Origin of the sequence: Gracilibacillus halotolerans (genome assembly GCF_014206945.1) — a bacterium.
Lineage (GTDB): Bacteria > Bacillota > Bacilli > Bacillales > Amphibacillaceae > Gracilibacillus > Gracilibacillus halotolerans.
Genome location: NZ_JACHON010000014.1, coordinates 40,165 through 66,875 on the forward strand (window position 1 = coordinate 40,165; position 26,711 = coordinate 66,875).

General features: G+C 38.1%; 28 protein-coding genes and 1 pseudogene. 1 reads left to right on the top strand and 28 read right to left on the bottom strand.

Annotated elements, in window-relative coordinates; all coding sequences use genetic code 11:
• Nucleotides 1-39: 39 nt before the first annotated feature.
• The 4 genes and pseudogenes from GGQ92_RS11970 to GGQ92_RS11985 form a co-directional block, all read right to left on the bottom strand.
• A complete protein-coding gene (locus GGQ92_RS11970; RefSeq protein ID WP_184249107.1) occupies nucleotides 40-1,449 on the bottom strand; it encodes a family 43 glycosylhydrolase in 1,410 nt (469 codons plus the stop codon).
• Between the two features lie 33 nt (nucleotides 1,450-1,482).
• Nucleotides 1,483-3,723, bottom strand: coding sequence for a glycosyl hydrolase family 95 catalytic domain-containing protein (locus tag GGQ92_RS11975; RefSeq protein WP_184249110.1), 2,241 nt, complete (start codon nucleotides 3,721-3,723; stop codon nucleotides 1,483-1,485).
• Nucleotides 3,724-3,777: 54 nt separating this feature from the next.
• Nucleotides 3,778-4,706: pseudogene (locus GGQ92_RS11980) on the bottom strand (aldo/keto reductase).
• Nucleotides 4,688-5,737, bottom strand: coding sequence for a zinc-binding dehydrogenase (locus GGQ92_RS11985; protein WP_184249113.1), 1,050 nt, complete (start codon nucleotides 5,735-5,737; stop codon nucleotides 4,688-4,690). The pseudogene GGQ92_RS11980 and the gene GGQ92_RS11985 overlap by 19 nt, the downstream one beginning before the upstream one ends.
• A gap of 124 nt (nucleotides 5,738-5,861) precedes the next feature.
• Between GGQ92_RS11985 and GGQ92_RS11990 the strand changes: the two genes are divergently transcribed.
• Nucleotides 5,862-6,719 (top strand): AraC family transcriptional regulator, encoded by an 858-nt coding sequence (locus tag GGQ92_RS11990; protein ID WP_184249115.1) that lies wholly within the window; start codon nucleotides 5,862-5,864, stop codon nucleotides 6,717-6,719.
• Nucleotides 6,720-6,788: 69 nt separating this feature from the next.
• Here GGQ92_RS11990 and fabZ read toward each other — a convergent pair whose 3' ends face one another.
• From fabZ to GGQ92_RS12110, 24 genes are all read right to left on the bottom strand, one after another.
• Nucleotides 6,789-7,208 (bottom strand): 3-hydroxyacyl-ACP dehydratase FabZ, encoded by a 420-nt coding sequence (gene fabZ, locus GGQ92_RS11995; protein ID WP_184249118.1) that lies wholly within the window; start codon nucleotides 7,206-7,208, stop codon nucleotides 6,789-6,791.
• Nucleotides 7,209-7,684: 476 nt separating this feature from the next.
• Complete coding sequence (locus tag GGQ92_RS12000; protein WP_184249121.1) at nucleotides 7,685-7,984, bottom strand: DNA-directed RNA polymerase subunit beta; 300 nt, start codon at nucleotides 7,982-7,984, stop codon at nucleotides 7,685-7,687.
• A 68-nt stretch (nucleotides 7,985-8,052) separates the two neighbouring features.
• Complete coding sequence (locus tag GGQ92_RS12005; RefSeq protein ID WP_184249124.1) at nucleotides 8,053-8,877, bottom strand: flagellar hook-basal body protein; 825 nt, start codon at nucleotides 8,875-8,877, stop codon at nucleotides 8,053-8,055.
• 74 nt (nucleotides 8,878-8,951) lie between these two features.
• The gene (locus GGQ92_RS12010) at nucleotides 8,952-9,776 is read right to left on the bottom strand and encodes a flagellar hook-basal body protein (RefSeq protein ID WP_184249126.1); all 825 of its coding nucleotides are present in this window, start codon (nucleotides 9,774-9,776) and stop codon (nucleotides 8,952-8,954) included.
• 60 nt (nucleotides 9,777-9,836) lie between these two features.
• Nucleotides 9,837-10,835 (bottom strand): rod shape-determining protein, encoded by a 999-nt coding sequence (gene mreB / locus GGQ92_RS12015; protein WP_184249129.1) that lies wholly within the window; start codon nucleotides 10,833-10,835, stop codon nucleotides 9,837-9,839.
• Nucleotides 10,836-11,167: 332 nt separating this feature from the next.
• Nucleotides 11,168-11,461 (bottom strand): sporulation transcriptional regulator SpoIIID, encoded by a 294-nt coding sequence (spoIIID, locus tag GGQ92_RS12020; protein WP_184249132.1) that lies wholly within the window; start codon nucleotides 11,459-11,461, stop codon nucleotides 11,168-11,170.
• A gap of 345 nt (nucleotides 11,462-11,806) precedes the next feature.
• The gene (locus tag GGQ92_RS12025) at nucleotides 11,807-12,832 is read right to left on the bottom strand and encodes an AimR family lysis-lysogeny pheromone receptor (RefSeq protein ID WP_184249135.1); all 1,026 of its coding nucleotides are present in this window, start codon (nucleotides 12,830-12,832) and stop codon (nucleotides 11,807-11,809) included.
• Nucleotides 12,833-13,409: 577 nt separating this feature from the next.
• The gene (locus GGQ92_RS12030; protein ID WP_184249139.1) at nucleotides 13,410-13,643 is read right to left on the bottom strand and encodes a hypothetical protein; all 234 of its coding nucleotides are present in this window, start codon (nucleotides 13,641-13,643) and stop codon (nucleotides 13,410-13,412) included.
• A 183-nt stretch (nucleotides 13,644-13,826) separates the two neighbouring features.
• Nucleotides 13,827-14,684 carry a stage II sporulation protein SpoIIQ gene (gene spoIIQ, locus GGQ92_RS12035; protein ID WP_184249142.1) on the bottom strand — a complete coding sequence of 286 codons (858 nt, stop codon included), beginning with the start codon at nucleotides 14,682-14,684 and terminating at the stop codon, nucleotides 13,827-13,829.
• A gap of 92 nt (nucleotides 14,685-14,776) precedes the next feature.
• Nucleotides 14,777-15,835, bottom strand: coding sequence for a stage II sporulation protein D (gene spoIID / locus GGQ92_RS12040; protein WP_184249145.1), 1,059 nt, complete (start codon nucleotides 15,833-15,835; stop codon nucleotides 14,777-14,779).
• Between the two features lie 395 nt (nucleotides 15,836-16,230).
• The gene (gene murA / locus GGQ92_RS12045) at nucleotides 16,231-17,544 is read right to left on the bottom strand and encodes a UDP-N-acetylglucosamine 1-carboxyvinyltransferase (protein ID WP_184249148.1); all 1,314 of its coding nucleotides are present in this window, start codon (nucleotides 17,542-17,544) and stop codon (nucleotides 16,231-16,233) included.
• A gap of 35 nt (nucleotides 17,545-17,579) precedes the next feature.
• Nucleotides 17,580-18,266 carry a YwmB family TATA-box binding protein gene (locus tag GGQ92_RS12050; protein WP_184249151.1) on the bottom strand — a complete coding sequence of 229 codons (687 nt, stop codon included), beginning with the start codon at nucleotides 18,264-18,266 and terminating at the stop codon, nucleotides 17,580-17,582.
• A gap of 110 nt (nucleotides 18,267-18,376) precedes the next feature.
• Nucleotides 18,377-18,607: a DUF1146 family protein gene (locus tag GGQ92_RS12055; protein WP_184249154.1), complete on the bottom strand. Its 231-nt coding sequence runs from the start codon at nucleotides 18,605-18,607 to the stop codon at nucleotides 18,377-18,379.
• Between the two features lie 129 nt (nucleotides 18,608-18,736).
• Nucleotides 18,737-19,135 (bottom strand): F0F1 ATP synthase subunit epsilon, encoded by a 399-nt coding sequence (locus GGQ92_RS12060; RefSeq protein ID WP_184249157.1) that lies wholly within the window; start codon nucleotides 19,133-19,135, stop codon nucleotides 18,737-18,739.
• A gap of 48 nt (nucleotides 19,136-19,183) precedes the next feature.
• Nucleotides 19,184-20,587 (bottom strand): F0F1 ATP synthase subunit beta, encoded by a 1,404-nt coding sequence (gene atpD, locus GGQ92_RS12065; protein ID WP_184249160.1) that lies wholly within the window; start codon nucleotides 20,585-20,587, stop codon nucleotides 19,184-19,186.
• A 44-nt stretch (nucleotides 20,588-20,631) separates the two neighbouring features.
• On the bottom strand, nucleotides 20,632-21,495 hold the full coding sequence (locus GGQ92_RS12070; protein ID WP_184249163.1) for a F0F1 ATP synthase subunit gamma: 864 nt from the start codon (nucleotides 21,493-21,495) through the stop codon (nucleotides 20,632-20,634).
• 120 nt (nucleotides 21,496-21,615) lie between these two features.
• Nucleotides 21,616-23,124 (bottom strand): F0F1 ATP synthase subunit alpha, encoded by a 1,509-nt coding sequence (gene atpA / locus GGQ92_RS12075; protein WP_184249166.1) that lies wholly within the window; start codon nucleotides 23,122-23,124, stop codon nucleotides 21,616-21,618.
• Between the two features lie 21 nt (nucleotides 23,125-23,145).
• Nucleotides 23,146-23,688: a F0F1 ATP synthase subunit delta gene (locus GGQ92_RS12080; RefSeq protein ID WP_184249169.1), complete on the bottom strand. Its 543-nt coding sequence runs from the start codon at nucleotides 23,686-23,688 to the stop codon at nucleotides 23,146-23,148.
• Nucleotides 23,685-24,212: a F0F1 ATP synthase subunit B gene (atpF, locus tag GGQ92_RS12085; RefSeq protein ID WP_343068826.1), complete on the bottom strand. Its 528-nt coding sequence runs from the start codon at nucleotides 24,210-24,212 to the stop codon at nucleotides 23,685-23,687. Before atpF ends, GGQ92_RS12080 begins: the two co-directional genes overlap by 4 nt.
• Before the next feature lie 118 nt (nucleotides 24,213-24,330).
• The gene (atpE, locus tag GGQ92_RS12090; RefSeq protein WP_184249172.1) at nucleotides 24,331-24,543 is read right to left on the bottom strand and encodes a F0F1 ATP synthase subunit C; all 213 of its coding nucleotides are present in this window, start codon (nucleotides 24,541-24,543) and stop codon (nucleotides 24,331-24,333) included.
• 45 nt (nucleotides 24,544-24,588) lie between these two features.
• Entirely contained in the window at nucleotides 24,589-25,311 is a 723-nt protein-coding gene (gene atpB / locus GGQ92_RS12095) for a F0F1 ATP synthase subunit A (protein WP_184249175.1), read from the bottom strand.
• 11 nt (nucleotides 25,312-25,322) lie between these two features.
• Entirely contained in the window at nucleotides 25,323-25,703 is a 381-nt protein-coding gene (locus GGQ92_RS12100) for an ATP synthase subunit I (protein ID WP_184249178.1), read from the bottom strand.
• The gene (locus GGQ92_RS12105; protein WP_425486409.1) at nucleotides 25,703-25,927 is read right to left on the bottom strand and encodes an AtpZ/AtpI family protein; all 225 of its coding nucleotides are present in this window, start codon (nucleotides 25,925-25,927) and stop codon (nucleotides 25,703-25,705) included. The genes GGQ92_RS12100 and GGQ92_RS12105 overlap by 1 nt, the downstream gene beginning before the upstream one ends.
• Before the next feature lie 520 nt (nucleotides 25,928-26,447).
• Nucleotides 26,448-26,672 (bottom strand): hypothetical protein, encoded by a 225-nt coding sequence (locus GGQ92_RS12110; RefSeq protein ID WP_184249181.1) that lies wholly within the window; start codon nucleotides 26,670-26,672, stop codon nucleotides 26,448-26,450.
• Nucleotides 26,673-26,711: the final 39 nt, after the last annotated feature.

Consider the following 26,711-nt stretch of genomic DNA (forward strand, 5'->3'; position numbering starts at 1 on the left):
TTTTAATGAAAAGGTTCTGTTTTTTTATCTTTTAAGGATTTACTCTAATGTAAAGGAAGCTAGACTCGCTCTTCCACCACCTGTATAGGTAATATAGATGGATTGAACGCCATCTGGAATTTCGATATCAGAGGAATAATCTGTCCATACGTTTGTAAAGTTAACTGGTATGCGTGCAAGTGCTTCGCCATCCCACGATGTTTTAATCTCGAAAGCGCCGTTACAATAGCCTCTTACGCTAAGGGTTATTTTTTTAACACCTTGGCAATCAAAATATTTAAAGCCTGCTGTCGCAGAATCTGTCATATTTTCGATATACCCTATTTCTTGATCACCATCTTTGCCATCCTGCGTAATTCTAGGGAACTGTGTATCCATCCAGAGGTCCCCTGTGTACATAGCTTCTTCCTTCGTAAACAAATGACAAGCTAAGTATGCTGGATATTCTCCTTTACCTATAAGAGGCTTACCATTTGGACCAGATGTGGTCATTTCTACTTGTGGAATCGTTCCATCCTCTAATATTTCGATTGGTTCTATCATTCCTTGTCGGCTGAAATTGGAGCCGTTCGTATGACGGTGGTAAAATACATACCACTGATTATTAATTTCCACAATACTGCCGTGATTATTTCCACCAAAGTACATTGGCTTATTCGCTGGTTTGTACGTATCAATATGAAGGTCATTATTACTTACAACTACACCTTGGTATTCAAATCCTTTTGTCGGATGTTTACTCGTTGCATAGCATAATTCATGCATCGCAATTGACGAATAAATTAAATAATACGTATCTCCATGTTTTCTCATGGACGGCGCTTCAAAAAATTCGTGTCCTTCAAAGCTGCTCCCTTTACTATACGGTTCACTTGGAGCAATAAATACTGGCTCTTCCAAGATTGTTAGCATGTCTGGTCCCAAAACAGTTGCCATTGCACCACTTCTAGATTTGTCTCCAATCGCACAGAATCCGGTATAAAGATAGGTTTTATCTCCTTCCGTTAATAAGCCTGGGTCAAATTGTGGTTCATCACCTTCTCTTTCTCCTAGGCGTGTTCCATCCTCATAATGTACATACCCATAAAATTCATATTTTCCAGCTGGTGTATCACTTACAGCAACAGACACGACAGGAACCTTATCTAAAACATAATACAAGTAATAGCGACCGTCTGGACCTACCGTTACATCTGGCGCATAAAGACACATGCTTTCGTCTGGATTTAGAGGGTCGTCTGACTTTTTGTAAATAACACCTTCATAACGCCAGTCTCCCAGGTCATCTACTGGAGCTGACCAGCAAACATAATCATTCAAGCAATAGACATGACCATTAAATCGATCGTGTGAACCGTAAATATAAACTCTGTCACCAAATACGTGTGGCTCCGCATCTGGAATGTACTCCCATGATGGTAAATAAGGGTTCAATCCTTGTTTTTTCATAATTAAGCACCTCAATTTTCTGTGATATATATTTTAAAATTCTAAAGGATACGTCTGACCCGCTTCTGTTTCTAACTCGATTAGCTGGTTATGATAGAAGACGGAACAGGCTTCTCCTTTAAGTGAATGAATCACTGCATGTTTTAATTTTCCGTTTTCCCATGTAAGGTCGACTTCAAAGCCACCTCTTGCTTTTAATCCACTTACACTTCCTTTATCCCACTCTTTAGGTAAGGCTGGGAGCAAATGAATCGTTTCCTGATGACTCTGTATTAGTAATTCAGCAATTCCCGCAGTTCCTCCAAAGTTTCCATCAATTTGGAATGGAGGGTGATTATCGAATAAGTTAGGTAACGTTGAAGACTTTAGTAACGCCAAAATATGCTGATACGCTTCCTCACCATCCTCTAAACGCGCCCACATATTAATAATCCAAGCACGACTCCAACCAGTATGACCGCCACCAGATTGTAGCCTTCGTTGCAGTGTTACTTTCGCTGCTTCCGCAAGGTCTGGTGTTGTGTTTGGTGAGATTTGTCTACCTGGATATAGAGCAAACAAATGAGATATATGGCGATGACCTGGCTCTTCTTCCTCATAGTCTTCTAGCCATTCTTGAATTTGTCCATGCTTTCCTATTGTTGGTTGTGGGAGTTTATCTTTCAATCCTTGAAGTTGCTTTCTAAATTCTTCATCTATATTTAAAATTTCACTAGCACTGGTACAGCTCGTAAATAAAGCATGGATTATTTGACTATCCATTGATGGACTTTCACATAATGTTCCTCTCTCACCGTTTGGTAAAATATATGTGTTCTCAGGCGAGACAGAAGGTGACGTGATAAGGAGTCCATCTTTATTTTCAATAAGGAAATCAACAAAGAATAATGCTGCTTCTTTTAACGTGTCGTATGATTTCTCTAAAAATTGTTTATCACGCGTAAATTCATAATGCTCCCACAAGTGTAGACTTAACCAAGCTGCTCCCATCGGCCAAATCGTGGCTGGCATATAAATGTCTTGTGGAGCTGTATCACCCCAGATATCGGTATTGTGATGTGCCGTAAAACCTCGGCATCCATACATTACTTGAGCCGTTTTTCTTCCGTTTTCCTTTATCCTCTCAATATGATCAAATAAAGGCTCATGACACTCAGATAAGTTCCCTAATTCAGCTGGCCAATAATTCATTTGGGCATTAATATTAATCGTAAACTTACTATCCCATGGTGGTAGCATTTCTTTATTCCATATACCTTGTAAATTCGCTGGTAAGGAATCAGGACGACTAGATGAGATTAATAAATAGCGTCCAAAATTAAAGTACGTAGTGATAAGAGCTAAATCTTGCTTACCTTCTTTCAATCGTTCTAATCGCTGATCCGTTCCTAAGTCTAAAATTCTGTCATCCTGAGTTCCTATGTCCAGCTGAACTCTATTAAATAATTCTTGATAGTCTTCGATATGGGCTTGTCGTAGCTCTTCGTACGTTTTGTTAGCGGCGAGCTGAATGGTTTCTAGACATTGTTGCTCTGGGTTTTCATATCGGAATGAAGTAGCAGCTGTTAAAATTAATGTAACAGCGTCCGCATTTTCGACAATAAGATGATTGCCAAGAGTTTTTACCGCACCATTTTCAGCTATTGCCTTCACTGCACTACGGAACATAATCCCGTTACTTCCACCAGTCTCTCCTCGCATCACTAAGGTGTCTTCTGTGACCGCTTCAAGCTCATCAAAGTTTCTCCCATTTCCGCGATCTAATCTAACTTTGAAAGAGATAGAATGTGCCTCTGAAGCAGTAAGTCGCATTACCATAACCTTGTCTGGATAACTAGTAAATAACTCTCTTTTGTAGGTCACTTTGTCTAATGTATAATGTACACTTGCAATGGCAGTTTCCAAATCTAGTTCTCTCTCATAATGAAACACACCTGTTTCTGTATGAGCAAAACGAATCATCAGGTCTCCTAACGGCTCATAATGACGTTGTGTTTCCGGTGTTCCTGTCATCGTAAGTGCTGCTAATTCTTCCGCTTCCTTTAATCTTCCGTCTGACAAAAGTTTTCTAATTTGAGGTAGGTTTTCTAAAACGTCTGGATTATGACGATCCCTCGGTCCTCCATACCAAACAGAGTCTTCATTCAATTGGACTCGTTCTCTATGTACATGGCCAAAAACCATTCCGCCTATTCTGCCATTTCCAATTGGTAGTGCTTCGTTCCAATCCTTCGCAGGCTGTTTATACCAAAGTCGTTTATTATAATTTTTCACTTGAGTAGCTCCTTTCTATGTGGTGCTAAGTTTGTGTTTCAGACATAGGACTTCCTATTTCCATTCTTCTGTTCCACTGGCCCAGGTTTTATTATGAATGGGCTCGAGAATTTGAAGTACTTCTTTTAGCAATTCTTGATTGATTGGTTCTTCCATCCATTTTAGATTTTTAAGGATATTATGACTGCTAGCTGTACTGACAAGCGTTGTTGGTATCGATGGATTTGCTGTAGAAAATTGTATCGCTAATTTAGCAAGGTCCTCTCCCTGACTTTCACAATATTGTGCGGCTTGTTTGCACACTTTCTTGATTTCATCACTTGCTGGATGCCAACTAGCTAATTCGCGCGAGCTTAATAATCCCATCGATAATGGCGATGCATTGATTAATCCTACCTTTTTATCCTCGAGTAAAGGAAGTCGCGATAGTAGAGATGTATCGTTTAAAGAATAGTGACAATACGATAGAACAACATCTAAATCGCTTACATTTAAAACTTTATCAAAAATAGTCAGTGGTAATCCCGATACACCATAGTAACGAATTTTACCCTGCTCTTTTAAATGCTGTAATGCAGGAAGTCCTTCTTCGATAACTTGGTGATAGGAACCAAACTCGATATCATGCAACAATAAAATATCAACATAATCCGTTCCAAGCCTTTGTAAACTTTCATCCAAACTTTTAAAAATTCTTTCTTTTGAAAAATCAAATTCGTTTTCGCCTAATCTACCCGCCTTTGTAGAAAGGATATATTGATCACGTGGTATACTTTTTAATGCCTTCCCGAGAACTGCTTCAGCTTTCGTAAGGCCATAATAAGGAGAAACATCTATATAATTGATTCCTTCATCGATGGCTGTGTGTACCGTTTTTATACCTTCCTTTTCATTGATCTCTCTAAAGACAGATCCTAATGAAGAAGCTCCATAGCTTAATGCGGATACGTTAATCCTGTTTTACCTAGTTTTCTGTATTGCATGATGAACCCCCTTTACTCGAACAATCAATCATAGCTTTCACTACACTAGAGTTAGGTTGTATCCATGTGCCAAATACGTCAACTGCCTGATTAAAGTCTGTTCGGTGTGTTATAAAGCCTTCTGCGTCAATGACACCACTTTGTAGAACCTGTAATACCCATTCAAAATCTTCTTTTGTCGCATTCCTGCTTGCCATTAAAGTCAGTTCTTTGCCATGGAATAGAGGATCAGAAAAAGTTATATCTGATTTAACTAATCCAACAAAGACGATTTTCCCACCGTTTTCCGGGTAATTGAATGCCTGCATCATCGATTGACTATTCCCAGTTGCGTCAAAAACAACAGTCGGCAGTTCTTCATTTGTTACTTTTTGTAATTGTTGAAGAGGGTCTTCGGTTGCATGAATAATTTTATCAACGTTTGCCCATTGTTTGGCGAAAGCTAATCGTTCTTCGTTCATATCCATCGAGATAACTTTTGCACCTTTTTGTTTAGCAAATTGCATGACTCCTAATCCGATTGGACCGGCACCGATAACAAGAACACTTTCTCCTTGTTGTATATCGGATCGCCTCACCGCATGTGCTCCAATACTTAATGGTTCGAGTATCGCACTTTCGTCTAGTGTTAATTCATTGGTCTGTATTAAATGTTGAATTGGAACAGAGAGTTGTTCAACCATGCCGCCATCTTGATGTACTCCCATCACTGCCATATTTGGACAACAATTCGTCAGTCCCTTTTTACAGGTCGCACATGTTCCACACTCCAAGTACGGGATAACAGCAACTTGATCGCCTTTCTTTAACCCTAAGGAGTTTTCCTCTATCGAATCAATAACTCCTGCAAGTTCGTGTCCTAAAATTCTTGGATAGTCAAAATAAGGTTGATTACCCAAGTATGCATGTATATCTGTTCCACAAATTCCAATTCGCTTAATGTTAACTATTGCTTTTCCGATTTCTGGTTTCGGATTTTGCATATCCATATAGCGGAACTTCTTTGGTTTCTCACATACAATTGCTCTCACATTGGCTCCCCACCCTTCATTTGTATTCACCTATCTAGAGTAACAGAGTTAAAAAGAAATAAAAATTGCATTTCTTGCTATGTTTATACTGTTTTTTGATATAGAATACTTATAGGTGATGAAAATGAAAGCGATTAAAGATAACAATTCTCTGTTTCCTTTCTCTTTTGTTTACAAAAGTACAAAACAGCCACAACATGAATTACCTACTCACTTGCATGACTTTCATGAAATTGTGTATATCCATAAAGGAAAGGGATCCTTTTTCATCGATAACACACTTTATGAAATGAATAAGGGTGATCTTTTTTTAATACCAAATGACACGATTCATCATGCAATACCGAATAAAGACGACTTAGTTACGTCCTCCGTTATCTTTTTCAGTCCGGCATTTATTCAAACACTTTCTATAGAAGAAGACTTTTCGTATTTGTTTATCGTAGAAAAGATAAAAAAGTATAAGCATTATAAAATAACGTTACGTGAGTCTCAACAACTTACAATGGAAGAGTATCTCTACGATATAGAAAAAGAATTATGTGAACAACAATCTGGTGCGTTTCATGCCGCAATTTTAATTACTCATCACATATTACTTTCGCTTACGCGTTGGAGTGGTGAGTTTTTTAAAGAAATATATGTAGACGATCGATATCGCCGCTATTGGTTAAATGAAATTTTTGCTTATATAGAACATAATATCCATGGGAATCTGTCCCAAGAGCTTTTAGCTAAAAAGGCTCATGTTAGTACAGCTCATTTTAGCAGGGTTTTTAAAGAAGTAACAGGTATGAAATTTACTATTTACTTAAATAAAAAAAGAACTTTCAAAGCAAAAGAATTATTAACTACTACGGATTATCCTGTTGCCTATGTCGCGGAGCTTAGTGGCTTTGAAAGTACTCCACACTTTTATCGGACGTTTAAACAATATATCGGGACAACACCGGCACAATACCGACGTAATAAGAACAAGTAAATGAGTTTATGAAACTAAATAAAGCGTTAGAGCCCGAAAAAGTGGGTTCTAACGCTTTTGTTATGTACATTATTTTACTGCAAATGTTATTTCCGCTTCGCAAGCTAATTCGCCATCAACCGTTGCTTTAGCTTTTCCTTTTCCAATTGGTCCTTTTACACGAGTAATTTCAACCTCGAGTTGAAGCTGATCTCCTGGTTTTACTTGACGCTTGAAGCGACATTTATCAATACCAGCTAGGAAGCCAATTTTACCTTTGTTTTCTTCTTTATTTAGGATAGCTACTGCTCCCACTTGTGCAAGTGCCTCTACTATTAGCACACCAGGCATAACAGGATAATCCGGGAAATGTCCTTGGAAAAATGGTTCATTAATTGTTACATTTTTCTTCCCTGTAATTTTTGTTTCGGATTGCTCGAGAATCTGGTCTACTAATAAAAAAGGATAGCGATGTGGAATAATAGATTTAATTTGTTCGATGTCCATCATAGTCTACTTTTCCCCTTTCTTTTCTTATATCCATTAAAGTATACCAAAAGGTTTCTCTAATTCCTATTTGTATTATTTTTTTAAATGTACCGTGTAGTTGAAAGGCGTGTTAGATTGTTAGGATTGGGGAAAGAGTTAGGATGTTAATTAGGTGCAAATTTGTGGCTATCGCGAGTCGAGCGTGCTCTATCTGGAGTGAGAAGAGTCTATCGAGAGTCGAGCGTGCTCTATCCAGAGTGAGAAGAATCTATCGCGAGTCGTGCGGGTCTATCTGGAGTGGGAAGGGTCTATCGCGAGTCGTGCGGGCTCTATCTGGAGTGAGAGTCGTCTATCGAGAATCGTGCGGGGTCTATCTGGAGTGAGAAGGGTCTATCGCGAGTCGAGCGTGCTCTATCTGGAGTGAGAATGGTCTATCGCGAGTCGAAGGCTGGAGCGATCATCGGAAACAAAAAAACTTGGCTTTCATAGCCAAGTTTTTATTCACCCCATACGAGATCGTATATGTGTTTCCATGTTTCCATTTTTAGAATATCTAGTGGTTCGCCACCATCACCTATAAAGGTGAAGCCGATTATAAGGCCGATGGCTAATGCAAACAAGCTTAAGACAAGAACAAGTAACACCTTTAGCCAGACTGGCACGATTCTTCTCACATATTTTTTATTTTCTTTTTTTTGACGTTTTCTCTCTGCACGTCTCGATGCCTTTTGTTCTTTGTTTGACTTAGGCTGTTCTGTCACTTTGCCTTTTTCCTGTGACCTTGTCTGCTTTGTCATTTGGTATTTCTCCTTACCATTGAGGAACTATATTGACGGTGCTTTCCCCATTTTCATATATAAAATTATTATCGCAATGAGTTAATTAATCCGCTCATTTGATCTGCCATGGAAATTGTACGTGCATTAAACTGGTAAGCACGTTGTGTTTCCATCATATCTGCCATTTGCTTCGCCATATCCACGTTCGAAGCTTCTAAAGCACCACCCTTTATCTGAGTGTTTGCTGCAGCTACATCGTTTATAATGCCACCCAATCCATACGTATCTAGTGTTTCTTGAGAGATACGGAATAAGTTCTCTCCAGCAGCTTCCATTGAACGTGGTCGGATTGATTCTACTACTGCGATTCTACCTTCAATTTGTTGGTTGCCGTTACGCATCGTAACAAGCTCACCATTTTCATTTATAAATAGTTCATCCATATTTTCTTGGATAATAATTTGTCCATTATCCCCAACTACAGGATGACCGTTGCTATTTACTAGCATAAGCATGCCATTGCCTACTTCATTTAAATAGAAGTTACCTGAACGAGTATAGCGTACTTCGTTGACGCCATTTTCGTTTACCATAACTTGAAAAAACTGATTTGCATTTTGTAAAGCTACATCTAATGCTCGGCCAGTTTCTTGAATCGACCCTTGACGTAAGTTGATATTCGTATGGCCTAAACGAGCACCAGTTCCAACACGAACACCGTCTGGAGTATGTCGAGGGAGATTCACTTGATTTTCGTCATGATTGAATTGTTGTTTTAACAAGGATGAGAATTGTGTATCTTTTGTTTTAAACCCATGGGTATTCACATTCGCTATGTTATTTCCAATCGTGTCCAATCGGTGCTGTAGTTGATTCATCGTAGATGCTGCTTGTAAGCTCATTCTCGACATTTTAATTACTCCTTTGCATGAGTCTGTTATCCCATTTTTTTCATAGATTCATTGATATGGTCAGATTTTTATACTTAACCGAGTCTCGCGATATCATTTACTGCTTTGTCCATATTTCGGTCATATGCTTGTAAAACTTTTTGATTCATTTCAAATGTACGGTACGCGCTCATCATCTCTGTCATTGTTTGACCTGTATCAACGTTAGAGTTTTCTAAGAATCCTTGCTGAACATTAAACTGAAGGCCTGCGACTGTTCTAGCGTCTGCTGGAGCAGCGGCTTCTTCTTCTAATTCAAATAGGTCGTTACCGTTTTTAATTAATTGGTTAGGATTTGCGACATACGCCAAATTCAGCTCAGCCTGTCCACCTGGAAACTGGATTAATCCTTCTGGTGTAAGTTCGAAATCAAGTCCATTCGTTTGAATTCTGTTTCCAGCTGCATCTAATACATAGTGACCATGATTTGTCGTTAAAAATCCGGCACCGTCTACCGTAAAGTTCCCGTTACGCATATATCTTGTTTCGCCTTCTTCATTCTCTACTGTGAAGAATAGCATACCATTTTCATCTGGTGTTTCGCCTTGAACTAGAGCAAAGTCTGTAGAGACACCTGTTTCTCTCAGCGAGGATTGTACAAAGTTCGGAATCGCTTCTTGTACATAAACCCCAGTGTTAATCGATCCAATCGTAGTCGATGTTCCTACCCGTCTATCCGATGTAACAGGTAGCTGGTGATTCTCCATACGTTGAATAAGTAATTCTGGGAATGCACGCAATGAAGCTTGATCGCCTTTGTATCCTGGTGTCATCGCATTGGTCATATTATTGGATAGTACATCCATTCTTTTTTGCTGTGCTAGCATACCATTAGTTGCTGTATAAAAACCTCGAAGCATACGTGAAACCTCCCTTTTTCATATTATAGTCGTCTATATTTTTTCGATTAATTGTCGGTATTAGACAATGGAACGTTCTAACTTATCAATGTTATCTAACATTAGTCCAGTACCTTTCGCAACACAATTCATTGGCTCTTCTGCTAATAAAACTGGCACCTTAAGTTCTTCTGCTAATAACTGATCTACACCGTGAAGTAATGCGCCTCCACCCGTTAAAATTACTCCACGATCAATAATATCAGCAGATAATTCTGGTGGTGTTTTTTCTAGCACAGATTTTGCGGACTGAACGATAAGTGAAATAGGTTCTCTTAACGCTTCTTCCACTTCATCTGAGTGAATCGTAATGGTACGTGGCAAACCAGATACCATATCACGACCACGGATATCAATTTCTTCTTTACGCGCTCCTGGAAATACAGTAGCTACATTAATTTTAATATCTTCAGCTGTTCTTTCACCGATCAACAGCTTATATTTTCGCTTTACATATTGTAGAATTTCTTCGTCAAATTTATCTCCGGCCATTTTAATCGATTCAGCAGTAACGATATCGCCCATGGATAGTACCGCAACATCTGTAGTACCACCACCGATATCCACTACCATGTTTCCGCTAGGTTGAAAGATTTCCATTCCTGCACCAATCGCAGCTACTTTTGGCTCTTCTTCTAGGTATATTTTCTTACCACCTGATTTTTCAGCAGCTTCTTTGATTGCTTTTTGCTCAACTTTTGTTATATTAGTTGGACAGCAAATAAGCATTCTTGGCTTGGACATAAATCCTTTTACATTTATTTTATTAATAAAATATTTAAGCATGGCTTCTGTCACATCAAAATCGGCAATTACCCCATCTTTTAGTGGGCGAATTGCTTCAATATTGCCTGGTGTTCGTCCAACCATACGACGTGCCTCTTCACCGACTTCTAATACTTTTCCTGTGTTGCGATCCATTGCAACAACAGATGGTTCATCCAATACAATTCCTTTACCTTTTACGTGAATTAACACGTTAGCCGTACCTAAATCTATTCCAATATCTCTAGAAAACATGCTTGGTCCTCCTAAACTCATTCAATTTTACATTTTTAAAAGTTTGGTTTATAGTTCATTTTTACTATTTATTTTAGTTGATCTACAGTTGATTTTATGTAATGGGAAACAGAAAATCAGGCTTACCATCCTTAACGCGATGGAAGCCATAAGGTATCATCCATTTTAAAAAGAATTGCTATCCTTCTGAATCCATATGCATACAAATATATAATAGCACAAAACAGGCTGTAACGTTACATCTTTCTTAAAAATTTTCTATTTTCTTGTCGATAAGGGAATCTTTTTACTTATTTTTATGATGACCCAAAGTAGGATATGTATGTGAAGTTTTATTTTGATACTACATGTTCCTTATTAGAAGGTTCGGAAGAGGTTGAATGTAATTTGTATTTCATTCTAGTTGCTTCGCCACCACGTATATGTCGAATGGCTTTATGGTGGTTTAATATCTCTTTTACTTCGATAGCAAGCTCTGGATGTAATTCCGGTAATCTCTCTGTTAGATCTTTATGGACCGTACTTTTCGATACACCGAATTCTTTTGCGATTACACGAACCGTTTTTCTCGTTTCGACAATATACCTACCAATCTTTAATGTTCTCTCTTTGATGTAGTCATGCAACACACTCGCCTCCCTAAGTTGTCAGTCCAAGGTGTGGGCAGAGACAAGATTTTTTATATGTAGTTTTATATCAAAAATAGGATGCTTTCATTTTCCATTTGGATTTCACCCTAGACAATAAATTGGTTGTGGTTGATACATTCTATTATGGAAAAAGCATTGATATGACAACAATTTTTGCTGGACAAGTCTCGAAGCTTTTAGATTACGAAACATTTTGTCAGCATTATTCAAACTAGTAAAAAGAAAAGATGACAAGTAAGTACCTGTCATCTAACCGATATCTCCATAATCTGGATCATGCCTGCGTATTTGTGTCATTCGCTTCCTCCATTCCCTACTTAATTACATAGTTTCCAATGCCATCATCGGTAATTTTGCAAAAAAGTGATCTTTCCTTGTATGGATGAAATTTCTATAGGATTGAAAATGATAATCCTGTTGTTGTGTCGCTAATCCTAAATAGTACTGTGAAAATGGTGTAGGCTCCGGTAGCTTTTGTAACAAGCTTACCGCTTTTTGCATGTTTCCTTTTACAATTTCCAGATGAGCCTTCTCCAATTTATCTTCTGTCGATACCCCATGGATAATCCCAAAATGCGCACAAATAAAAGGATACGCCTTATTCATAAGGATATCTAATAGCATTTTATCCTCCAGGGAAGTAGCAATCTTTTCCGCTTCCTGTAGGTGATACAAAGATGAGTCTACATCTTCATATATATAAGTATATGCTAACTGCAGATGAATTTGTGCTTTTTGTTTAATATGGTATGGCATCTGCAAATAATGATACGCATATTTTCTGGCTAAAATCAGTTCATTCTGTTTCCAATAGTAATAAAAGTTTAAAATCTGGATTCGCACTTGAAGAAAACTAACTAATAATGGATGGTCTAGTTGATTGAGAAGTTGTTGAATCTTATCTATGTAGGTTCCAATGCGGTGATAGTGATGGATACTTAAATCTACCTCAATAAAAACTAAATATTTCAAGCAAGTTAATTCTGGATTGTCACATTGAATACTTCTTACACACGATCGAATCTTTTGTGGTGACGCGCCTTTTTGTATATCCAACATTAGTTGATAAAACATAGCATACTTGCGATTTAATGGATAAAGACTTTTCTCGTTTTTCTCTATAAAATATGCTAAGTCATCGTAACAGTAGTTGATATAACAAAATTCTAAGGCGAGTCTCAAATCTGTTTCCGAAGTTGTCTGTCTTAAAAATTGTAGTGCGAGAGGCAAGTTTGATACTTCATCATTCTCTATCTGTATCATGGTCAAAAATTGGTGAAACTTTAACTGTGTATCATGATGCAAATAATGCGAAATTAAATCTTGTTCATTTGCAATTTGTAACATCTTTCCTTCTCCTTTCCCCCGTCACTAATTATTTCACATTTGAGATTATTTTCAATAGGTTTATGTCTAAAATCGTTCGTCAAAACGCGTAGTGAATCGACATATTAACATACTACTCAAATTATTTGGCTGCAAATCTTAATATTTTTTTAAGAATAAGCTCGATCGTTTGTTACTTGCTATCAGATTAATAGTTAATGATATTTGCAAATAGTAATATTAAGTGAGAATCGTGTCGGAATGATAAAATCCCCCACAAAAATGGTGGAGGGATTTTGTAAACTTAAAATATTAACGGTGTGGAATTTGTACTATAGAGTAAAATGTTTGGAGAAGTTTTCCATGTTATCCAGAGAGAGCGAGATACTTGCTTGACTTCATTTTTTGAATGCGATTAATACACAATATGAGGAAATGTTTTGTCCTTACGTTATGAATATATTGCCGGTAAATATTACTTTTGTAATTCATTTAACCAAGCATTTAAGTTATTTAAGGTATTATCTATTCGAGATGTATTTGTTAGGTAGTTCATATCTAATCCCCATTCAACTTATCTAGCTAGGATCTCGCATATTCAATCGAACTCATAATACCACTTCCGTTCTGTGATATATCTCACTTTCCCATCTTCCTCGGCTTTTTTCCAGCGCTTTATACATAGTATATCTAATACTTTCTGTTCATCGATGTCTCGCTCGCGCATACGAACGACCCTTGCACTTTTTCTATCTCGAGCAATGATTCGTTCTACATTTGACTTCTGACTTTCAATAAAATTGTTAAGATCCTTTATGTTTAGCTTTTCCATTTAAAGCACCTCAAATGTAAATGTTACTTTCAGTATAACATGTTCAATGTATAAACGAACAGGCTAGAAAATATTCTAGCAAGCGCAGAAATTAAACAAACTCTATTTAAATCCTCTACTACTTTATTACATAAAGAAAAAAACACTACGGGATTTCCGCAGTGTTAGCATACATTCGAAAATTTATGCATTTTCTTCTTCTTGCTCTTCAGTCTCATCAGCTTCTTCATGCTGTTGATCTTCTTGCTCTGAAGTGTTTTCGTCACTATCCTCGTCTTGATCCAAGTCAGTGTTCTCTTCCTCTGCTTCATCTACTTGCTCGCTGTCATCTTCTTCACCTGTTTGTGGATTGACAATTTTATTGATTGGTTGATTGATGAAATTCTCAGGGTTTACGGGTGTTCCGTCTTTTCTAACCTGAAAATGAACGTGGATACCGTTATCTTCACCAAGCGCGTTTACACCTGCTGTACCAATTGTCTGTCCCTGAGCAATATTTGAACCTTCCTCAATCATGATGTCGTCTAGACTTGCATAATACGTACTAATGCCTTCTTCATGTTCGAGCTTTACGATATTGCCTAGAAGTGGATCTTGATCGATTTCTACTACTTTACCAGAGAGGGCCGCTTTTACCTCAAAGGTTTCATTACTAGTAGATACAATGTCGATACCTTTGCTTTGTGAGAATTTGTTCTGATAGAAAATCAGGCCTTGTTCTTGCTCTTCTTCTGAAGCATTATAGTCGTAGAATTTTGTTACTACTTCTACTTGTAGATCTTCTGCTACAGGCATTTTCAAAACTTCTTGTTGTTGCATGACTGGTGTTGCTTCTTCATCGTCTGGTGCCGTTTTATTATGCTCTGTAAACTGTTCCTGCATATCTTCTGCAAAATCATTTGTTTGGTTTACAATATTTTGATACCATAAGACACCAGTTAGCAATAATGCCGCAACACCCAAGTATACTGCAGGGAAGAACCATTTTTTCTTAATTAGACGTTTCCACCTATTTTTTGAAACGTTATTTTTTTCCTCCATTACCATCACCTCAGCAACCATTGTGAACAAATGGAGAAGAAATTATACATAAAAATTAATTTTTTTCACAAAATAGGTGATTATTGATTGTTTTAATCCGTTTTTGCTAGTAAAGTAGGTGCCGCTTCTTCTAAAGAACGTACTTCTGTTCCTTTATAGTAGTAGGCAACTATTTCGGATGATGTTTTACCTTCAATGGCCATTCCATTAGCTCCGTATTGACTCATCCCTATACCATGTCCGTATCCTCTCGTCGTAAAGACGTAGTGGTCATTCTTTTTTGTTATCGTAAAGTCATTGGATGGAAGATCTAGCATTGTTCGTACCTCTCTACCTGTGAAACTCTTTTCACCAACCTTCATCGTTTCCACTCGTTGGCTTTCTGTTCTCGTTAAATGAAACTTCTCTTCTGAATTTACTGGAACTCCAAGTAATTCTTCAAGTTGTGGTTTCGTAAATGTTTTCTGGTTAAAGAACTTTGGAGAGATTTCCTCATCCCACGGACTCTCTACTATTCGTAAATACGGCAGTTCATTTGGCCAATAATTTTCTGAGTTCTCTGTATATCCGTTACTAGTTGAGAAAAATGCCGGGGTGATTGGTTGGTTGTCATACGTGATAATCTTGCCCTGTGTTTCATAGACAGCTTGTGTGATTTTATCTATTTTCCAGTGATAGTCAGACCCCCACAGTTCACGGAGTTCATCCTCGTTTTTATATACTTGGTGTTCTACCGTATCTGTGACATCTGCTCCTCCTGGGATATTTTGATCTACGCCTTGAACTAAAAATCGAACAACATACGTTCTTGCTGCTAATGCCTGGGCTTTTAATGCCTCCAATTCAAAATCGGCTGGCATTTCCGATGCAACTACGTGAACGACATATTCTTCTAATGGTACTTGCTCTACTTCTTCATTAGTCGTGCGAAATACATTGACATGAAATGGAGAGGTTAGTTCTCTTTCTCTATTCTTTTCCTCGTTTTTTGTTGGTGAATTTGTCGAAGCATCTGTTTCGGTCTGATCTCCTGAAAAAGGTAACACAATTATGCTTGGTAGCAGAAACATTACCGATAGTAATACACCAACTGCAATCATACTAGATATTTTCCAATTTATATTGTTTTGTTGTTTCTTCCATTTCTTCATGTCCTACCTCCTCTTCTACTTGTCTACTTTATTTATATTCAGTAGCGAGAGGAATAGAACGGTTAATAGAACTTTAATAGAGCTTGTTCATTTCTATCTATTAAATAATAGCAAAACTAGTATTTTCATTATATGAGAATTATCCACAGGAGGGTGGAATGAGACTGAGTAAATTGTGCACATCTTATGTGAGGACAAAGTTATACCTTGTTGATTGTGTATATCTTTTAGAAGAAGGGAGTTATCCCCAAATGCGGGTGTGTATATCTCTTGGAATTGTCTAGAATAGTTTGTGGTGGCGAACAACTTGTGCCTTTGATGTGTATAACGTAAATAGCACCCAATCGTTATTAACTAACAGTCAGGTGCTATATCCACATTAAGGTGTGTGTATTTTATTGTATTTCCATACTTTTATCTGGGTTCTCTGTCAAAATTACTCTACCAACGCTGTCGTCTACTCGTTCTATGTCTGCACCTAAGGCAGCTAATTTTTCAGTAATATTTACATAGCCTCGATCAATATGCTTTAGTTCCGTAACACGTGTGTATCCCTCTGCGCAAAGTCCTGCTAAAATAAGTGCAGCTCCTGCCCTTAAATCTGTTGCAGCAACTTCAGCACCTTGTAATGCGGAAGGGCCTTCCACGATTACACTTCTTCCTTCGATTTTCAACTTAGCATTCATGCGACGAAATTCTTCTACGTGCATAAAGCGATTTTCAAAAACCGTTTCTGTAATCATGCTAGTACCTTCAGCAATTAACATTAATGCCATCATTTGGGATTGCATATCAGTAGGAAAGCCAGGGTGTGGTAAAGTTTTAATGTCGGTAGGTTTTAACCTTTTTGGCCCAATCACTCGTATACCGTTCTCTTCTTCCATAATACGAATACCCATCTCTTCCATTTTGGAGACAATCGAACGCATATGGTCGATTTCAGCATTTTCAATTAAAATGTTACCGCCTGTAATTGCAGCAGCAGCCATAAATGTGCCAGCTTCAATCCGATCGGGAATAATTGTGTGCTCGACACCATATAATTTATCAACGCCTATTATTTTTATTGTTTCTGTTCCAGCGCCTACAATTTTAGCTCCCATTTTATTTAGATAGTTAGCCAAATCGACTATTTCAGGTTCCTTCGCTGCGTTTTCGATTACTGTTTTTCCTTTTGCTAGTGCAGCAGCCATCATGATATTTTCTGTTGCGCCAACACTCGGCATATCTAGATAAATCTTAGCGCCAACGAGACGGTCCTCAGCTATTACTTCAACATAGCCATTTCCAACTGTTACATTTGCTCCCATTGCTTCAAAGCCTTTTAAGTGTAAATCAATTGGTCGTGAGCCTATTGCACAACCTCCAGGCAAAGCCACTTTCGCATGACCGAATCTTGCAAGTAATGGGCCTAAAACTAAAACGGAAGCTCTCATTTTACGAACATACTCAAAAGGAGCTTCCGTAAATAATGGGTTAGAAGCATCTATTGTTACTGTTTTATTCGTATATGTTACATTTGCATTTAGATTAATTAATACTTGATTGATTGTTTCTACATCTGCTAATGGTGGTACATCATGTATTACGCTTTTTCCTTCACTGGCAATGATGCTGGCGGCAAGTACAGGCAGTACAGCGTTTTTAGCACCTTCTACACGCACTGTGCCGTTTAACTTACGACCTCCATGTACGATGATTTTTTCCAAGGTTCATTCTCCTCTACAGTACATATTCACTATTATTAGTATTCAGAAATTAGGATAGGTGTTCCTATTATAATATTGCTTTGATTATTTTCGGTATGTTTAACCGCGATTTGTATGTTCATTTGTTCGTCATTTATCTCTATATTGTGTTCCCACTTTGGATTATGTGCTGACCATGTCCAAAAGTGGTCTTCTCTTGTTTCTTCAATGGTCCGCAAATTCAGTCGATTTATAGCGGATTTTTTCAAAACATCAAAATCAATAATACCATCAAAATTGGTAAATATACAAGAGAATTTTTGAGCATTCTGGCTAAATACATCATTTTTCACAGATTTTATATAATTATCTGCGTTTTTCTTCATTTCGTTGGAATATTCTTCACTCGAAATAAAATAACTAACATGATACATATCCTTATCATTTGTGTACACTAATAATAAAGTTTCGTTTAGTCCGGATTGTTTTTGACGGTTCAATTGAATATTTCCGTCTTTCTTTTTGCCTATGTAAAATCCCTTCCCTGTTTGATATTCTATAAAACTTGTAATATCTTGGATTAAAACTAATTCTCGTATTGTCATTTGCCAATTTGCTAGATTCATATTCTGTTCACGTGCTAATTCAACCATATCGTCTATTGTGTGGAATTCACTTTGAGCTGTCATTGAGGAGAATAAGAAAGAAATAGTAAGTGCGGAAATTAAAAATAAATACTTCATTTTTTCGACCCCTTTAGTATCAATGTTTGATACTAGCATGGGCAAAAAATAAAGTATTTAAACGATGTTTTATTCGACATTTTTTATAGAGTTAAGAATGTATCGCTCACTTAAAAAAAGTGTCTTAATTGTTGAGACCAAAAGAAGAAATCCAAAAAGAAGTTACTAACAGTTGTACCAATAGCAATTGTAACTAAAATTAATAGAATTCTAGCTTCCATAAGTCGGTTCTTTCGAAAAATTGCATCAAAGTTAATAGACTGTAGAACTTGCCATGTGACGATAATGAAAAATATATGAGAGATGATGCCTACAAGTCCATCTTGAGCTAATGAATGCATCTCTTCTCACTCCTTTCTAACTACTAATGAATAGACAATCTTCACGCAATTCCCCTATTTCCCGGGAAATCTCCTCCGTTTTCGCAAAGGATAAAAATAACCATCTCTTACATAAGAGATGGTTATTTATTATTTGTTTTCTGTTACATTCAGTCGGTTTATTGCACGTTGAAGTGCTAACTCTGCCCTTCTGAAGTCAATTTCATCTTGCTTAGCTTGTAAACGGCGTTCTGCTCTTTCCTTTGCTCTTCTTGCACGTTCTACGTCAATATGCTCTGGTAGTTCAGCAGACTGTGCAAGAATTGTCACCTTATCAGGTCGTACTTCAAGGAACCCACCACTAATTGCAAGTCGTTTTGGGCTTTCTCCTTTTAGACGTACAGCACTAATGGATAATGGAGCAACGAGCGGAATATGCCCTGGCAAAACACCAAGCTCTCCTGTTTCAGCTTTACAGCTAACCATTTCAAATTCGTCTTCCAGAACAGGGCCATCCGGAGTAACAACACTTACTTTGAGTGTTTTCAACAGAACCCCTCCTAAGGCTGGAATAAGCACGTATCCATAAGATACGATTTACGCCATTTGCTTCGCTTTTTCTACTACTTCTTCAATACGTCCAACTAAACGGAACGCATCTTCTGGAAGGTCATCATACTTACCTTCGAGGATTTCTTTAAATCCTTGTACTGTTTCTTGAACTGGTACATAAGATCCTGGTTGACCAGTAAACTGCTCCGCAACGTGGAAGTTCTGTGATAGGAAGAACTGTACGCGACGTGCTCTAGCTACTGTCAACTTATCCTCATCAGATAATTCATCCATACCAAGGATTGCGATAATATCTTGCAATTCTTTGTATTTCTGTAATGTACGCTGAACTTCACGAGCTACTTCATAATGTTCTTCTCCTACAATAGCTGGGTCCAATGCACGTGATGTAGATGCAAGTGGGTCTACCGCAGGATAAATACCTTGCTCGGATAATTTACGGTCTAGGTTCGTTGTTGCATCCAAGTGAGCAAATGTTGTAGCCGGTGCCGGGTCTGTATAGTCATCGGCAGGAACATAAATTGCTTGAATAGATGTAACAGAACCTTTATTTGTTGATGTGATTCGTTCTTGAAGCTGACCCATTTCTGTTGCAAGTGTAGGCTGGTAACCTACCGCAGATGGCATACGTCCTAATAATGCCGAAACTTCAGAACCTGCTTGAGTAAAGCGGAAGATGTTATCAATAAACAGTAACACGTCTTGGCCTTGTTCATCACGGAAGAATTCCGCCATTGTAAGACCTGTAAGTGCTACACGCATACGAGCTCCTGGTGGTTCGTTCATCTGACCGAATACCATCGCTGTTTTGTTAATAACTCCTGAATCTTTCATTTCGTAGTAAAGGTCATTACCTTCACGTGTACGCTCACCAACACCTGCGAATACGGAAATACCACCGTGTTCCTGTGCGATGTTGTTGATTAGCTCCTGGATAAGTACGGTTTTACCTACACCCGCACCACCAAACAGACCAATCTTACCACCTTTAATATATGGTGCTAGAAGGTCAACTACTTTAATACCTGTTTCTAATATTTCTGTCTCTGTTGCTAAATCTTCAAACTGTGGTGATGGACGGTGAATTGGTTCACGGCGAATGCCTTCTCCAAGCTCTTCATCCAAATCAATTTTGTCACCTAATACGTTGAAGACACGGCCAAGTGTTTCTTCACCAACTGGCACGGAGATCGGTGCACCCATATCGATTACTTCTGCTCCACGTTGGATACCGTCTGTAGAAGCCATCGCAATCGTACGTACGGAGTCATCTCCTAGATGCAATGCAACCTCTAACGTAAGTTCGTATGCTGTGCCGTCTATTTCATATTGCACTTTTAACGCGTTATAAATTTCCGGAAGATGTCCGTCGCCGAACTGGACGTCGACAACTGGTCCCGTAACTTGTGTAACGTGTCCTTTAGCCATGAATTTCCCTCCTAACTAATTCGTTCCATTCCGTTCATTATTGCCTATTCTAATGCGGCCGCACCGCTAACGATTTCTGTAATTTCTTGCGTGATTGCCGCCTGACGAGCACGGTTATATTGTAAGGATAAGTCATCGATAAGCTCATCCGCATTGTCTGTGGCACTCTTCATTGCAGTCATTCTTGATGCATGCTCACTTGCCTTACTATCAAGTAATGCACCAAAAATTAGACTTTCTGCGTATTGTGGCAATAACACGTCCAAAATTTCCATTTGGTTCGGTTCGTACTCATATTCACTATTGTTGCTCGTTGTTTCCTCTGATAATTCGGTTAAAGGTAATACCTTCTTCGTTGTAACTTCTTGGGATATCGCACTGATAAAATGGTTATAGCAAAGTATCAGTTCATCTATCTCACCGTCTACAAATAACTGAACTGTTTCAGAGGTCAACTCTTTAATGTCATTAAATGTTGGCTGATCCGAAAGACCAGTAACTTCTTTAAGTACAGATATTCCACGCTTTGTAAAGAAGTCCCTACCCATACGTCCAACTGCAATTACTGTATACTCATCCGGAGACGTATGTCTTTCTTGAATCGTGCGGTACACTTCGCGAAGTATTCCACTATTAAAAGCTCCTGCTAAACCACGGTCAGAAGTGATAACAAAGTAAGCTGTTTTCTTTACTTCTCTAGTTGTCATCATAGGATGTTCGTTATCTTGATCACTGTTCGCGATACTTGTAACGACTTCTTTGATTTTATCACTGTAAGGCATAAATGCTTTTGCAGCATCCTCTGCTTTTGATAACTTCGCAGCGGAAACCATATGCATCGCCTTTGTTATTTGTTTTGTTTTCTGTGTGGAAGTAATTCGCGATTTAATATCTCTAAGTGATGCCACTCATTTCACCGCCTTTCCCTATCACATATATGGTGTTAGGCAATCGTTGGTCCACTCAGAAATTGAATGGACGACAGCATTGCTGTGTACCATCAAGCCGGAAATTCCGGCTTCATGGGTTTATTCAGATACGATAAATTGCTTTTTGAAATCTTCAATAGCGTTATTCATGTCACTTTCTTCTGGTAGATTTCCTGTTTCTCGGATTGAATCAAGAATCTCAGATTTGTTATTGCTCATCCAATCTAATAGTTCTTTTTCAAAGCGAGTAATGTCTTCTACAGGAATGTCATCTAAGTGACCTTTCGTTAATGCATAAATAATTACTACCTGTTTTTCAACAGATAATGGTTCATGAAGTCCCTGCTTTAATACTTCTACTGTACGAGCACCACGGTTCAATTTCGCTTGGGTTGATTTATCCAAGTCTGAACCGAACTGCGCAAATGCTTCTAATTCACGGAAAGAAGCTAAATCAAGACGTAGAGTACCAGCAACTTTCTTCATTGCTTTAATCTGTGCAGATCCACCAACACGTGATACAGAAAGACCCGCATTAATCGCTGGACGAACTCCAGAGAAGAATAAGTCAGACTGTAAGAAAATCTGGCCATCTGTAATCGAAATAACGTTTGTTGGAATATATGCGGAGATGTCCCCAGCTTGTGTTTCAACAAATGGTAATGCAGTTAGAGAACCGCCACCTTTTGCATCACTAAGCTTTGCTGCACGCTCTAATAGACGAGAGTGAAGGTAGAATACATCACCTGGGAAAGCTTCACGTCCTGGAGGACGACGTAATAATAGTGATAGTTCACGATAAGCATTTGCTTGTTTCGTTAAATCATCATATACAACTAGTACGTGCTTTCCGTTGTACATAAATTCCTCACCCATAGAAACACCTGCATATGGTGCAAGGTATTGTAGTGGTGCAGGCTCACTTGCTCCAGCTGATACAACGATTGTATAGTCTAAAGCTCCATATTGGCGTAATACTTCAACTGTACCACGAACTGTGGAGTCTTTTTGTCCAATTGCAACATAAATACAAATCATATTTTGATCTGCTTGGTTTAGAATCGTATCGATTGCTACCGTAGTTTTACCAGTTTGACGGTCCCCGATAATTAACTCACGCTGACCACGTCCAATTGGCACAAGAGCGTCAATCGCCTTAATACCTGTTTGAAGTGGCTCATGAACAGATTTACGATCCATTACACCTGGTGCAGCAGATTCGATTGGACGAGTTTTTGTAGTTTCTACTGGGCCTTTACCATCGATTGGTTGTCCTAGTGGATTTACTACTCGACCAATTAATTCCTCACCTACTGGCACTTCCATAATACGTCCTGTACGACGAACTTCGTCACCTTCACGAATTTCTGTATATGGTCCAAGAATTACGATACCAACGTTAGATTCTTCTAAGTTCTGTGCCATACCCATGACACCGTTAGAGAATTCAACTAGCTCACCTGACATAACATTATCTAATCCATGTGCACGTGCGATACCGTCACCAATTTCGATAACTGTACCGACATCAGATACTTGTATATCAGAGTCATAGTTTTCAATTTGCTGTTTAATCAGTGCACTGATTTCTTCAGCTTTAATGCTCATGCCATTTCACCCCTATCGTTCTTAGTTTGCTGCTATAATAGTACGCTCGATGCGTTCTAATTTACCTTTGATCGATCCATCATATACGGTATTGTCGATTTTAATCTTCAATCCGCCAATGATTGCTGGATCTGTTATGTTTTTAATTTTTAACGTTTGAATGTTTAATTTCTTTGTAAAAGTAGCTACAAGTTGATTCTGTTCTTCTTCAGATAAAGCTCTTGCAGAATAAACAGTTGCTACCTTCGTTCCTCTTGCTTCATTAGCAAAGAGAATATAATAATCTACCACATCGTTTACAAGCGAAGCATTTTTACGATCAACGAGCAGAAAAAGTGTATGTAGTACTTCTTTAGAAAAGCCTGTAAAAGCTTGTTGCAAAATTTCTTTTTTCTTTGCTAAATCAACCTTAGGATGTTCTAGAAATTCTACATAAGATTTATCAGATTGAAAAACCTGCTTTACAGCTACTAATTCTTGCTCCAAGGTATCTAACACATTTTTTTCCTGCGCGATTTGGAAAAGAGCGTCTGCATAACGTTTTGCTACGGTCGTATTACTCATCGCTCTTCTCCTACCTCTTTAATATACTCACTGATTAACTGTTCTTGATCTTCAGCACTAATTTCTTTCTCAATAACTTTCGTAGCAATTTGTACTGATAAAGTAGCCACTTGTGCTTGTAAAGCTTCGATTGCTTTTTCTTTTTCTCGAGCAATTTCTTCTTCTGCAGACTTTTTGATTCGGGCTGCTGCTGCTTCTGCCGCTTGAATAATCGATTGCTCTTGTTGTTGAGCTGCTTTCTTTGCGTCTTCAATGAGTTGTTGTGCGTCTTGACGCGTTGACTTCAATCGTTCATTTGCTTCATTAACTGCCTTTTCAGCTTCTAAACGATTTTTCTCTGCTGTTTCAATTTCACTTGCAATATAGTTCTCACGCTTTTCCATTTGATTCATTAATGGACCCCATGCGAATTTCTTTAATAGGGCAAGCAATAATAGAAAACTGACTAAAACAACTAACATGTCTCCCAAATGTAGGCCACCAATGGACGCAAAAATGGTGAGTCCACCTGCTAATAGTTGCACAGTGTTCACTCCTTCCGCAATTCATTCTTCATCTATTTCAATTTCACAATTAACTTCATTTACAAATGAATGGCGAAGGTTGTCTTAGACGAACTTCGCCATTCTTGAACAGTTCAAATTATTGGTTCATTACCATAAAGGCAATAACAACCGCGAAAATAGGAATCGCCTCTACTAGCGCTACCCCGATAAACATAATTGTTTGTAGTGGACCTCTTAATTCAGGTTGACGAGCTATCCCCTCTAATGTACGACTAACAATCATTGCGTTACCAAAACCTGCTCCTAATGCTGCTAAACCAATTGCAATTGCTGCTGCTAAAGCTCCCATGTTTCATTTCCTCCTTTAAAGTGTATACATAAAATAATATTATTTTTAATGGTCAGAACTCACTTTATGAGACATATAAACCATTGTTAACATAGTAAAGATAAATGCTTGAATTGCTCCGATGAATAAACCAAATCCTTGCCATGCCATCATAGGTATGACTGCTAGGAAGGTGACCGGTGTCGCTACAAAGGCCAACTTAATAATTAAAGATAGTAAAATTTCTTTCGCAAAAATGTTACCGAAGAGACGTAAACCTAGTGTCATGGTGTTCGTAAACTCTTCAATAATTTTGAAAGGAAATATAAACGGAACAGGTCGGAAGTAATCCTTCACATATTCCTTTACCCCTTTCACTTTCACTCCATAGTAGTGGGTTAGGACAACAATGGTTGCGGATAGTGTTAAGGTAACGACTGCATCTGAGGTCGGTGACTTCCACCACAGATAATCATCCACCACAACTACTGTCATAATCCCCAACATGTTACTTATAAATATATAAACAAGTAGGGTTAATCCTAGTGGAAGAAATACTTTCCCTGTCTTCCAATCCATCGTATCACTAACAATCCCTCTTACGAAATCAACAATCCACTCCATGAAGTTTTGGAATCCTTTTGGCTTCATTTGCAAGTTTCTCGTTGCAAAGAAACATATAAAGAAAACGATTACGGCTGATACAATCGTCATCAATGAGGTTGATAAGTTAAAATCAAGCCACGGAATCCCAAACAAATCATTTAACATGGGTGATTTATGATCCAATTCCCTTCACCTCACTTCCCCTTGCCAGTTTTGACTTCAAAGATAAAAAAATCTATCATAATAACAACATAAGTTGTCATTAATCCAAAAATAACTCCAATCATATGGAAATACATATCGTATCGCATAGCTATTACGACTGCTACTGCTGCTGATGCAAGCCTAGTAAAGGTACCGATTCCGTATACTTTCTCACCTTCAGAAATAGCTTGTCCGAATCGATTGATCTTGCGTTGCATTACCCAAAGGTTAAAAAAGCTTAGGGTCGTTCCAAGAAGGAGTCCGAGGAAAACCGTTTGATAGGGAGTGAAACCCCATCCGAGGACCATTAATGCTAAAAGGTAGAACATCCACTTACGTTGTCGGGCTATCATATTGTTGTATTCATTCATTAATTTTCGTCTCCCGTTAACTCTTTTACGTAATGAAATGTTCCGTATAATCCAGCAGCTAGTCCAAGTAACAAACCGGTTATCAAAAATAAAGGTTTGGTGGAGTAATGGTTATCAAGATAACGTCCGATAAAAATCCCTATCAGAGGTGCACCTACCAGCTGAGACAAAATGGCGCTTCCAATCGCCATTCCTTTATACAGGTTGTTGCGTTTGGATGGCAACTTTATCCACACCTTTAATAAATATGTAAACAACGTTTTCTTCGTTGTTCATTTATGTAACAAAACCATTTAAAACACAGCTGTAAACCCTTAACACCCACACTAAATTAGCATACAATAGGGGTTGGTTAATGTCAATTAATTTTCGCTATTCTTCTGCATTATCTTATCCTTTTCAAAAACCGGTATAACAAGCATCTTAGTCTCTATTGCTAGCTTTGAGTTACATCTTCGATTTTGACAAAATTGTGACAATGTTCGATGATTTATTCCTTACTCATTTCACTAAAACAGAATTTCACGAAATATGGACAAACACCAATAAAAGCGTAAGCGTTTTGCTCTAAGTAAGACTTGACGTGGCGTTCTTTGCGCAGAGGCATTACAAATAGAAAAGCACAAGCTCCATAAATCTCTACAACTTCGCTAGAGATAGAATGCTTGTGCTAGATCGTTACTATTCATTTGTAAGCAAGCATGGAATGAGTTCACATTCAGCAAACTGTTATTGACGAACTTTTTACTTAATTCTAAAATGTGCAATTACTTGCTGTAAATCCTCTGCTAATACAGACAAGGACTGTGCGGATGAAGATATTTCTTCCATTGTCGCCAATTGTTCTTGTGTTGCGGCAGAGCTCTCCTGATTTGTTTCTACACTTTTCTCAGCGATTGTTCGGACATTTTCTAGTTCTTCGGCTATCGAACGTGAAATACTTTCAATATCTTGAATCGACGTAGACACATCGCTAACTTTATTAATTTATTTTAAAAATAGAAAAAT

Coding starts and splice junctions, on each gene's coding strand:
- GGQ92_RS12080 (WP_184249169.1), bottom strand. CDS start 23,688: ATGAGTAATACGACCGTAGCAAAACGTTATGCAGACGCTCTTTTCCAA.
- spoIIQ (WP_184249142.1), bottom strand. CDS start 14,684: ATGGAGGAAAAAAATAACGTTTCAAAAAATAGGTGGAAACGTCTAATT.
- GGQ92_RS12100 (WP_184249178.1), bottom strand. CDS start 25,703: ATGAATGAATACAACAATATGATAGCCCGACAACGTAAGTGGATGTTC.
- GGQ92_RS11990 (WP_184249115.1), top strand. CDS start 5,862: ATGAAAGCGATTAAAGATAACAATTCTCTGTTTCCTTTCTCTTTTGTT.
- GGQ92_RS12000 (WP_184249121.1), bottom strand. CDS start 7,984: ATGACAAAGCAGACAAGGTCACAGGAAAAAGGCAAAGTGACAGAACAG.
- GGQ92_RS12010 (WP_184249126.1), bottom strand. CDS start 9,776: ATGCTTCGAGGTTTTTATACAGCAACTAATGGTATGCTAGCACAGCAA.
- mreB (WP_184249129.1), bottom strand. CDS start 10,835: ATGTTTTCTAGAGATATTGGAATAGATTTAGGTACGGCTAACGTGTTA.
- GGQ92_RS12030 (WP_184249139.1), bottom strand. CDS start 13,643: ATGGAAAAGCTAAACATAAAGGATCTTAACAATTTTATTGAAAGTCAG.
- GGQ92_RS12050 (WP_184249151.1), bottom strand. CDS start 18,266: ATGAAGTATTTATTTTTAATTTCCGCACTTACTATTTCTTTCTTATTC.
- GGQ92_RS12055 (WP_184249154.1), bottom strand. CDS start 18,607: ATGCATTCATTAGCTCAAGATGGACTTGTAGGCATCATCTCTCATATA.
- atpD (WP_184249160.1), bottom strand. CDS start 20,587: ATGGCTAAAGGACACGTTACACAAGTTACGGGACCAGTTGTCGACGTC.
- atpA (WP_184249166.1), bottom strand. CDS start 23,124: ATGAGCATTAAAGCTGAAGAAATCAGTGCACTGATTAAACAGCAAATT.
- spoIID (WP_184249145.1), bottom strand. CDS start 15,835: ATGAAGAAATGGAAGAAACAACAAAACAATATAAATTGGAAAATATCT.
- atpE (WP_184249172.1), bottom strand. CDS start 24,543: ATGGGAGCTTTAGCAGCAGCAATTGCAATTGGTTTAGCAGCATTAGGA.
- GGQ92_RS12025 (WP_184249135.1), bottom strand. CDS start 12,832: ATGTTACAAATTGCAAATGAACAAGATTTAATTTCGCATTATTTGCAT.
- GGQ92_RS11970 (WP_184249107.1), bottom strand. CDS start 1,449: ATGAAAAAACAAGGATTGAACCCTTATTTACCATCATGGGAGTACATT.
- GGQ92_RS12005 (WP_184249124.1), bottom strand. CDS start 8,877: ATGTCGAGAATGAGCTTACAAGCAGCATCTACGATGAATCAACTACAG.
- fabZ (WP_184249118.1), bottom strand. CDS start 7,208: ATGATGGACATCGAACAAATTAAATCTATTATTCCACATCGCTATCCT.